The organism is Borrelia crocidurae (assembly GCF_000825665.2).
Lineage (GTDB): Bacteria > Spirochaetota > Spirochaetia > Borreliales > Borreliaceae > Borrelia > Borrelia duttonii.
This window is the reverse complement of the sequence record NZ_LN609267.1, coordinates 470199-480186: the sequence shown is the minus strand read 5'-3', so window position 1 is coordinate 480186 and position 9988 is coordinate 470199. Positions and strand designations below refer to the sequence as shown.

The 9988-nt window shown below is 25.9% G+C and carries 10 protein-coding genes; 8 read left to right on the top strand and 2 right to left on the bottom strand.

Translation table 11 applies throughout. From position 1 onward, the window contains the following. The first annotated feature begins 221 nt into the window (after positions 1-221). Positions 222-1388 (top strand): glycosyltransferase, encoded by a 1167-nt coding sequence (locus tag BN1173_RS02305; protein ID WP_014696308.1) that lies wholly within the window; start codon positions 222-224, stop codon positions 1386-1388. On the opposite strand, the gene BN1173_RS02300 is transcribed toward BN1173_RS02305, so the two are convergent. Then, positions 1372-2238 carry a mechanosensitive ion channel family protein gene (locus BN1173_RS02300; protein WP_040236367.1) on the bottom strand — a complete coding sequence of 289 codons (867 nt, stop codon included), beginning with the start codon at positions 2236-2238 and terminating at the stop codon, positions 1372-1374. The genes BN1173_RS02305 and BN1173_RS02300 overlap by 17 nt on opposite strands. 198 nt (positions 2239-2436) lie before the next feature. Here BN1173_RS02300 and BN1173_RS02295 point away from each other — a divergent pair, with 198 nt between their 5' ends. The 7 genes from BN1173_RS02295 to aspS all read left to right on the top strand — a co-directional run bounded on the left by BN1173_RS02295 (position 2437) and on the right by aspS (position 9266). Next, positions 2437-3015 (top strand): chromate transporter, encoded by a 579-nt coding sequence (locus tag BN1173_RS02295; protein WP_040236365.1) that lies wholly within the window; start codon positions 2437-2439, stop codon positions 3013-3015. Between the two features lie 2 nt (positions 3016-3017). Continuing rightward, a complete protein-coding gene (locus BN1173_RS04565) occupies positions 3018-3323 on the top strand; it encodes a chromate transporter (protein WP_246040030.1) in 306 nt (101 codons plus the stop codon). Between the two features lie 232 nt (positions 3324-3555). Continuing rightward, on the top strand, positions 3556-4812 hold the full coding sequence (rpoN, locus tag BN1173_RS02285; RefSeq protein WP_040236364.1) for an RNA polymerase factor sigma-54: 1257 nt from the start codon (positions 3556-3558) through the stop codon (positions 4810-4812). Next, a complete protein-coding gene (locus BN1173_RS02280; RefSeq protein WP_014696303.1) occupies positions 4802-5098 on the top strand; it encodes an HPF/RaiA family ribosome-associated protein in 297 nt (98 codons plus the stop codon). The genes rpoN and BN1173_RS02280 overlap by 11 nt, the downstream gene beginning before the upstream one ends. Before the next feature lie 14 nt (positions 5099-5112). Next, positions 5113-5391, top strand: coding sequence for an HPr family phosphocarrier protein (locus tag BN1173_RS02275; RefSeq protein WP_012538203.1), 279 nt, complete (start codon positions 5113-5115; stop codon positions 5389-5391). Positions 5392-5447: 56 nt separating this feature from the next. Next, entirely contained in the window at positions 5448-7505 is a 2058-nt protein-coding gene (locus BN1173_RS02270; RefSeq protein ID WP_425456543.1) for a cation:proton antiporter domain-containing protein, read from the top strand. 3 nt (positions 7506-7508) lie between these two features. Then, positions 7509-9266, top strand: a complete 1758-nt coding sequence (gene aspS / locus BN1173_RS02265) for an aspartate--tRNA ligase (RefSeq protein ID WP_040236362.1) — start codon at positions 7509-7511, stop codon at positions 9264-9266. Positions 9267-9302: 36 nt separating this feature from the next. Here the strand turns inward: aspS and BN1173_RS02260 are convergent, their stop codons facing one another. Beyond that, the gene (locus BN1173_RS02260) at positions 9303-9713 is read right to left on the bottom strand and encodes an Hsp20/alpha crystallin family protein (RefSeq protein ID WP_014696300.1); all 411 of its coding nucleotides are present in this window, start codon (positions 9711-9713) and stop codon (positions 9303-9305) included. Positions 9714-9988 lie beyond the last annotated feature (275 nt).

Here is a 9988-nt window from a genome sequence, read left to right as displayed (position 1 = left end):
CTCAAAAATCGTTCGGAAAGTTCTATTGATGATAATTCTGACATAAAAAGCTTAGTAATATGTATATCATCAGCATTCAACTTGCTAAAAATATCATTTAAATAAGCTTCCTTTAACCCTTGTTCTTTCCCTAATAATAGATAAACTTCTTGCATTCAAAGATATTATAATCTAAAAAATAAATATACCCCTATGTTATACTTTAATTATTAGGACAAAATATGAAAATAGCAATATTTACAGATACATATCTTCCAGATAAAAATGGAGTAGCAACGTGTATCAAACAAATTAAAGAAGGATTTGAACAAAAAGGTCATACCGTTTATATCTTTTGCCCACAATATTATAAATCAAACTTAAGTAAAAAAAATATTTACAGATGCTTTTCAATTAAATTGAATCGCACAGTAGATGCTAAAATATCATTCCCAAATAAAGAAAAAATAAAAAAAATAATAGCTGAATATCAACCTGACATAATTCATACACATTCAGAATTCACTATGGGAAACATAGGTAAAAAATTAGCATTAGAATATAATATACCACTTGTACACACAAACCATACAATGTGGAATTACTATTTACATTACTTAGGAGTTATAAAATATTTCATTAATTCAGACAAAATGATGAAAAAATTTTATAATCAAATTCATCATTTTATTTATCCATCAATTAAAGCACATGATAAATATTTTCATCTTGCCAAAGATGCTGATTATAAACTAATTCCAAATGGAATAGATAGAAAACTTTTCATAAAAGAATTAACTCAAGACAAAAAACAAGAAATTCTGAGTAAATATGACATTAAAAAAAATGATAAAATCATAATCTTCGTTGGAAGAATTAATAAAGAAAAAAATATATACGAATTAATACAAAATTTAAAAAAACTTCTAATTGAAAACAAACACTGCAAACTTATTCTCATAGGAAAAGGAAAAGAAGAGAGAAATGTAAAACAATTTAGAAAAAAATATGGACTTGAAAATCAAATAATACTTGTTGGAACAATTCCATGGGAAGAAATGTACTATTATTATAAGATATCAGATGTATTTGCAAGTTTATCCAAAAGTGAAGTATATCCAATGACAATTATTGAGGCCTTAACTGCCGGAATACCAGCAATACTTAGTAATGACATTATATACAAAAACGTAATTCATCAAGGAAAAAATGGATTTTTAATAGATAATGATGAAGACATGTACAAATACATGAAAGAAATAATAGAAAACGATGAAAAATTACAAACTTTAAAAAAATATACAGAAAAAACATCCATCATACACTCAAGCACATCCTTTGTAGAAAGGATTGAAGAATATTATGTTCAAATTATTCAAAATCACAAAAATCTTAGCAAAGTTTACTAAGATTCACAACATGAATGGGAAATTTTACTCCCATATCAATTAAAACATCTTTAATCTTTTCTCCCATAAAATATTGAAAATCCCAAAAAAACTCAGTTCGAATGAAACATCTAATTTCTACAATTATGTAATAAGGTGTATATTCTGTTACAATCAGACTAGGTTGACTAACATTATATGTTTCCCTATTAAAAGAAAAAGCCAAATTTTCCATTTCAGTTTTAAGCAAATTAAAATCTATGCTATAAGGTACTTGAAAACTAAATGCAATTCTTCTCTCAAAATTTGCAGAAAAATTAACAACTAATGTACTTGTAAATTTACTATTTGGAATCTTAATAATCTTACCATCCACAGTTTTGAGTGTAGTAAAAAATATTTGAATATCCGTTACTTCCCCCTCAGCATCATCACAATTAACATAATCACCTATTTTGAAAAAATTAGAATTTAATATAACAAATCCACTAACAAAATTAGATAACATACCCTGAGCAGCAAAACCAACTGCAAGACCTAGAGATCCAAATACAGCAAAAATAGAGGCTGTAGAAACTCCAAGATAAGGCAAAATCATTAAAATTAATACTAAATTAATTACAACTTTAAAAAACGATTTAAAAAAATTAAGAACAGTAGAATCCAATTTTGTTTCCAATTTAGATCTCTCATAAGCCTTTAAAAAAATAGTTCCCAATCTCTTCACAATAAATCTTAAAATACACCATGCAAATAAAGCAACAACAATTCTCAATCCATAATCTATTATCATTTGAAAAATTTCATGAACATAATCTGGCAAAACAAATACCCTTTTCAATACATTTGATATTTTTAGTTGTTTATCCATAAGCAAATGTAGTATAGTACAAAAATAACAAAAAAATAAGACCCTTATAATCAATTAAAAAATAAAAATTAACAAACAAAATACCTATACCAATAAATATCACACAATCATCATGATAAAATATAATTTAATAAGCCATTATGATAAAATGTAATTTAATAAACCCTAAACATCATTTGGTTTGGAACATAAAAATTAATGAACGAAAAAAAAGAAACATCATATGAATTATTAAAGCTATTTTATCTTGTATTTAAAATAACAACAATTACAATTGGTGGAGGATTACTCATAATATCTGAACTTAAAAAAGCAATTGTAAATAAAAGAAAATTAATATCTGAACAAGAATTTAAAGAAATATTAACAACATCAAGTACAATCCCTGGAGTAACAGCTATCAATTTTGCCTTTTTAATTGGAAAAAAAATCAAAGGGTTTAAAGGTGCATTTGTATTAACTATTGCTGGAATACTACCATCTATATTCGTAATTACAATAATAGTTCTTTATATAAATTTAAATTCAAATGACATTTATTTTCAAAAATTTATTGAAGGTGCAAAAATATCATCAACAATAATAATGTCAATGATCATTATTGAATTTTCAAAAAAAATGTTAAATCGATCAATAATAAAATGGGGAATATGTTTATTGATAACATATATGCTTTATAAATTTCATATAGACCTATCATACATACTACTAATATTTTTACTCATATGCTCTATAACATACACAATGAAAAAATTTTTTTTTAACAGCAAGGTATAAATTTGATTTTAATAAATTTATTTATCACATTTTTTAAAATAGGAATCTTAAATTTTGGGGGAGGAAACGGAATTACTGCTACAATTCATAAAGAAATCATTGAACGTAAAGAATGGATCACACAAGAAGAACTTATTAATATCATTACAATATCTAGAATTACTCCTGGCCCCATAGCCACAAATATAGCAACATATGTAGGAGCAAAAATAGCTGGCATTACAGGTGCAATAATTGCAACAATGGCATTAATTAGCGCATCAATGTTAGTTATATATATTTATAATATCAACAGAAAGATAAAATAAACTTTTTAAAATATTATCTTGAACAGCTAAAGCCCGTAATCATAGCACTATGGATAATAACTATTATAATCTTATTTGAAAATATATTTTTCAAAATAGATTATAATAATATAAAACTTTCAAAAAGTTTTTTACTTGCAGGATTAAACTTACTTATTTTATTATTCTACAAAAATGTTCCCCCTGTAATATTAATTATATCTAGTGGAGTACTATATATTTTTATGTAAAGATGCTAAAACAAAACTTAAAATTAACACACAAATTACAATTAACACAAATTAACACAATTAAAATGTTAAGTCTTGATAAGCAAGAATTAATACAAATTATATCAGACGAAGTTGACAATAATGAATATATTAAAGTGGATTCAAATAAAATCTTTTTTGAATCACTAAAAACTTATAAGTTTAAAAAATTTTTTTATAAAGAAAATGAAAATAACAAAACACAATATGAAATTGCACTGGCTAAAACATCACCTAAAATTTCACTTAAAGAACATCTTTTATTACAACTTAGAATTCAAAGACTTAATGAAGAAGAAATTAATATAGGAGAAATCATAATAAACAATTTAAATAGAAAAGGACTATACATAATAAATCCTTACGATTTCTTTAATAAAGAAGAGTGGCCACAGGTCACTAAAATGATCAAATTAATTCAACAATTTGATCCAATAGGAATTTGCGTACCCAATATAATAGAATCATTAATATTACAAGCAAAATACCATAACTTAGATACAAATATAATTAAAATTCTTCAAAAAGCAGATTTACTTACAAATACTCAAGAAAAATTAAAAAAAGAATTAAACATTAGCACACAAGATTTAAATGACGCCATTAATACAATGAAACTTAAACTTAATCCCAATCCAACATTTGAATTTAAAGACAAAGACGATACTAATGAGTATATTGAACCAGATATTATTGTTATCAATAAAGGCAATAAACTCAAAATCAAAATTAAAGAAGTCAGTATTTTTAAAACAGAAATTAATAAACAAGAAGTTAAAAACTTGTGCAAATACAAACAAGCAAAATGGCTCATTGAAGCTTTAAGATATAGAGATGAAACACTAGCTAAAATAGGAATAGCAATATACACATTACAAAAAGAATTCTTCAAAAGAGGATTTAAGAGCTTAAGACCAATGAAATTAGATGATATATCTACAAGAATCAATCTATCAAAATCAACTATATCAAGAGCAATAAAAAATAAATATTTAAAATTTGACTGGGGCACAATAGCAATTAAAAAATTATTTAATTCAATAGGTGGTGCTAAAACAAATGAATTTTCCAAATTAAGCATTAAACTAATAATAAAAGGAATGCTAGAACAGAATAAAAATATGGTAGATAGCCAAATTTCTGATATACTAAAATCTAAAGGAATCACTATTTCAAGAAGAACTGTAAACAAATATAGGAATGAATTAAAATGTGAAGGAGAAATTTATGGAACCTAAAATACAAGCCATCAATTATCATTTAAATGATGATATGAAAGATTTTATTTTAAAAAAACTAGATAAAATTGGAACACACATTAAACAACATGCAGAAAGTCTTAAAATTACAATAAAAAAAGAAAATGATATTTTTGATATAGATGCTCACCTCCACTTTAACTGGGGCAAAATAATACATATTACAGAAGAAGGAAAGGAATTACATGCCTTAACAGAAAGATTAATAGAACGATTACAAAACACAGCAAATAAAGAAAAAAGTAAAAAAGATACAATAAAATAAACAAGTAAAATTAAATGCAAACAACAATTGAAATAACAAACAAAGAGGGACTACATGCAAGACCATCAAGTATGATTTCAGAACTTGCAAACAAATATTCCTGTTGCAATATCAAACTAATTACAGAGGATGGAAGAGAAGCTGATGCAAAATCTACAGTTGAAATTATGATACTTGGCATTTTATATAAAGAAAAAATAACAATTGTTGCAAATGGTAAAGACGAAATTGAAATAATTGATGAGCTAAAAAAATTAATACAATCAAACTTTAAAAAAGAGATTCAAAAATGAGAAAGAAACTTTTATATACAATATTATTTAACATAAATCCTATTCTTTCATTTGGAATGGTAGACTATATGAAAGACACGGGACATAACATTGATGCCAAAATCTCTTCTTTTATAATGAGTTTAGCAATCATTGTAATATCAGCCAGTCTTCTTGGCAATTTGGTAAATAGATTTGGAATTCCAAAAGTAATAGGACAAATAACAGCAGGAATACTGTTAAGTCCAACATGTCTTGGTAAAATTAAAGTACCTTTATTATTTCCATTAGGAATCATTAATAGCGGAGAAAATTATCTAATAAATGAAGACATATTTGCAATATCAACAATAGCTTCAATAATACTACTATTTATGGCAGGTCTTGAGACAGATCTAAAATTATTTCTTAAGTTTTTACCACGTGGAGGATTAATAGGTATAACAGAAGTAATTGGCACTTTCACAAGTTTTGCGCTAATATCCACCATTTTATTTGATGTACAATTAATAAATCCCACATCTCTTTTTATAGGAATTATTGCAACACCTTCTTCTGCGGGCATTGCTGCAAGCATACTCTCAGCAAAGAAAAAAATGAGTACATCAGAAGGAGTTACAATAATATCAACATCAATAATTGATGATGTCCTCTCAATGATTATGCTCACAAGTGTAATTACAATATCTAGATCTCTATCTGATCTTGACATTACAATCTCAATTAGATCTACAATTCAAAACATATTAATTTGGTTTTGTTTAACATTCATACTGATCTTACTATCAAAACCAATTTCACAATTACTAAAAAGCTTTAATAGTGTAACCTTAGCAACTGTAATAACTCTTACATTTACCTTTATTATTTCAAGTATTTTTCAAAATCTAGGAATGTCATTTGTAATTGGAGCTTACATATTTGGGCTTGCAATGTCAAAAACAGATATTGTATATGTAATTCAGGATAAATTAACACTATTTGAAAGATTTTTTATACCAATATTCTTCACATCAATAGGAATGATGGCCGATATTAACGTAATATTATCAAAAGAAGTTTTAATAATTGGAACTTTGCTTAGTTTGATAGCAATAGCAACAAAAGTAGTATATTGCTTTATCCCATCATACTTTTTAGGATTTAACAAACTAGGTGCACTAAGAATAGCTTTTGGAATGGTTCCAAGAGGTGAAATATCACTAATTATTGCAAATGTAGCTCTCTCTTCCGAATTTATAAGCCAAAAAATATTTGGAATAATAATAATTATAGTTTTTCTTCCAACAATTATCGCAACACCAATAATAAATATCTTATTTCAAATAAATAAAAATGGAGGCGAAGAAAGAAATGAAAGAGAAAAAAGAATTAGGAGAGATAGGAAGAAAGATGATAATCTAACAAAAATATTTGTATGGGACTTAAAAAACGAGTTAAGAAACGAAGGATTTTTTACACAACAAATAAAAAATGATTTCTCACAATACATAAATGCAAGACGAAATGATATATCACTTTCAATTAAAAGAGAAGGAAGCAAAATCACATTTGAATGTCCAAAAAAACATTTAATAATCATACAAGATCTACTAAGAGAAACTATTTTAAATTTAGAAAAAATCACAGAAGAAGTAAAAATAGTTTCTGTAAAAGCACAAAAATTAAATTACTCAATAAACTACGATAAAATACGCAGTAATATTGCTTTAGATAAAAGAATAAAAAAAGAAAATATAATATTAAATTTAAAAGCAACAAATAAAATTGAAGTACTAAGAGAATTACTTAGTATAATAAAAGTTGACATTGACAAAGAAACAATATTACAAGACCTCATGGAGAGAGAAAAACTTATAACCACAGCTCTCAAAGAAGGATTTGCAATACCTCACTTAAAAACTAATTTAATAAAAAAAATGCACATTGCAATCGGAATCAGTCATGATGGAATTGACTTCAATGCTATTGATAAAAATTTAAGTTATATCTTTATATTAATATTATACCCAGCAAAAGAACATGTTAATTATCCACGCATTTTATCATCCATTGTAGGTAAAGTAGATTCTAATAAAAAAGCAATGCTTAAAGCTAAAACTGACAAAGAAATTTATAACATATTAATAGGATAGGTTATGTTTAAAATCATTAAATGCAATCAAATAAATAATAAACTTATAAATAAAAAGATAGAAATAAATGGATGGGTAAAAAAAATAAGAAATCATGGAAAAGTCACATTTATCAATATTAGAGACAGATATGGTGAAGTACAAATATTTGTAAGTGATGAGAAACTTTTAAAAATAACATCTCAAATAAAAATGGAATACTGCATTAAAATTCAAGGAAAATTAAATTTAAGACCCTTGGAACTTGTAAACAGAGAAATGAAAACCGGAGAACTTGAAATAATTGCAGAAAATATAGATATAATTTCAAAATGCAATGAATTACCCTTTATGATTGAAGACAATAATAATGCCAGTGATAACTCAAAACTTGAATATAGATATTTAGATTTAAGACGAGAAGAACAAAAACAAAAAATAATATTAAGAAGTAAAGTAATACATATCATTAGAAATCATCTAACAAAACAAGATTTCTTAGAATTAGAAACACCGACATTTGTTAAGTCAACTCCAGAAGGTGCCAGAGATTTTCTTGTTCCATCAAGAATACATAAGGGTCATTTTTATGCACTACCACAATCACCACAAATTTATAAACAACTTGCAATGATAGCCGGACTTGATAAATATTTTCAAATAGCTAGATGCTACAGAGATGAAGATTCAAGAGGCGATAGACAACCAGAATTCACACAACTTGACCTTGAAATGAGTTTTATAAAAAAAGAAAATATATTTAAACTAATAGAAAATCTTATTTTTACTATTTTTAAAAACTCATTAAACATCACATTACCAAAAAAATTCAAAAAAATTACCTACAAAGATGCAATGAATATATATGGAAGTGACAAACCAGATACTAGATATGAATTATTAATACAAGACATGAGTAAAGCTTTAAAGCAATCTCCATTTGACGTCTTTAAAGACACATTACAAAACAAAGGAACAATAAAAGCACTTATTATAAAAAATCAAGCACATAATTTCTCAAGAAGTAAGATCAATTCATTAGAAGAACATGCCAAACTTTATAAAGCACGTACTCTTTACTTTACAAAAATAGAAAATAATGAATTTACAGGTGGCATTGCAAAATTTATAAATCCAATTAAAAAAACTCTAATTGAAACTTATTCACTTAAAAATAATGACATAATATTTTTTATAGCAGACCTGTGGGAAACCGCTTGTAAAGCCATAGGGCAAATTAGAATTAAAATTGCAACCGAACTTAATCTTATCAACAAAAATATATTTGAATTCCTATGGATTTATGATTTTCCTTTATTTGAATATGATGAGGATACACAAAGTTATAAAGCAGCTCACCATATGTTTTCAATGCCGCAAGCAAAATATATAAATACTCTAGAGAGTAATCCAAGTGAAGTCTTAGGAGAAGTTTATGATATTGTATTAAATGGAACAGAACTTGGTTCAGGCTCAATCAGAGTACATACCAAAGAACTGCAACAAAGAATTTTTAATATAGTAGGATTTAACAATAAAATAGCTGAAGAGAGATTTGGTTTTTTTCTAAAAGCATTAGAATATGGGGCTCCCATTCATGGAGGAATAGCAATTGGAATTGACAGGCTTTTAATGTTAATGACAAATTCAAATTCAATAAAAGATGTAATACTTTTTCCAAAAAATTCATTTGCTGCAAGCCCACTTGATAAATCTCCTTCTAAAATTTCAAATGAACAGCTCAAAGAACTAAATTTAACAATTGAAAATAATAAAAATTAAGGATGCAAAAGCATCCTTAATTAAGGGAGCAGAAATTTATTCAATTACAATTTTTTTCTCCTTAGATTTTTCAATAACTTCTGAGTTTTTTGGAAGTTTAATAAGCAAAACACCATTTTTTAATTCCGATTTGATCTTATTTTGTTCAATATTTCCCGATAATCTAAAACTCCTTGAAAAAGAAATATCTCTTCTCTCTACCCTTAAATAATTATCATCCCTCTCTTCTCTCTCATCTTTATTTTCATAACTGATTGTCAAATAATCATTTTTAATTGAAATTGATATATCTTCCTTCTTTATTCCTGGAAGATAAGCCTCAAGAACAAATGAATCACCCTCATCCTTAATATTAACTGGAACATCTTGAATACCTCTAGAATTAACAAAATCAAAGTCATCATTCAAAAAATCCAAAAAATTTTTCTTATAATTTGTCAACCACATATAAATCTCCTTTTTTATCAATTTACAAAAAACCTATGCAAAAAGCGTACCAAAGATCTAACTTAGATATTAAATAAATACCAAAACAAAAAAACAAAAAACACAAATATGATTATATATGATGATACGAGATGGAACACTATATATAATAAGAAGTTAATTTATGTATAATAAATACACAAGCATATATCTGCTCTGCCAACAAAATTGACATCGCTATAATTTTTCAATAATTCTAAGTACTTATTTTCCGCCATGTTTAACCTATCCTGTAA

Bases quoted from the DNA above. Each gene is read 5' to 3' on its own strand.
- BN1173_RS02260 (WP_014696300.1), bottom strand. From the start codon at position 9,713: ATGTGGTTGACAAATTATAAGAAAAATTTTTTGGATTTTTTGAATGAT.
- BN1173_RS02305 (WP_014696308.1), top strand. From the start codon at position 222: ATGAAAATAGCAATATTTACAGATACATATCTTCCAGATAAAAATGGA.
- BN1173_RS02295 (WP_040236365.1), top strand. From the start codon at position 2,437: ATGAACGAAAAAAAAGAAACATCATATGAATTATTAAAGCTATTTTAT.
- BN1173_RS02280 (WP_014696303.1), top strand. From the start codon at position 4,802: ATGGAACCTAAAATACAAGCCATCAATTATCATTTAAATGATGATATG.
- BN1173_RS02275 (WP_012538203.1), top strand. From the start codon at position 5,113: ATGCAAACAACAATTGAAATAACAAACAAAGAGGGACTACATGCAAGA.
- aspS (WP_040236362.1), top strand. From the start codon at position 7,509: ATGTTTAAAATCATTAAATGCAATCAAATAAATAATAAACTTATAAAT.
- BN1173_RS02270 (WP_425456543.1), top strand. From the start codon at position 5,448: ATGGTAGACTATATGAAAGACACGGGACATAACATTGATGCCAAAATC.
- BN1173_RS02300 (WP_040236367.1), bottom strand. From the start codon at position 2,238: ATGGATAAACAACTAAAAATATCAAATGTATTGAAAAGGGTATTTGTT.
- rpoN (WP_040236364.1), top strand. From the start codon at position 3,556: ATGCTAAAACAAAACTTAAAATTAACACACAAATTACAATTAACACAA.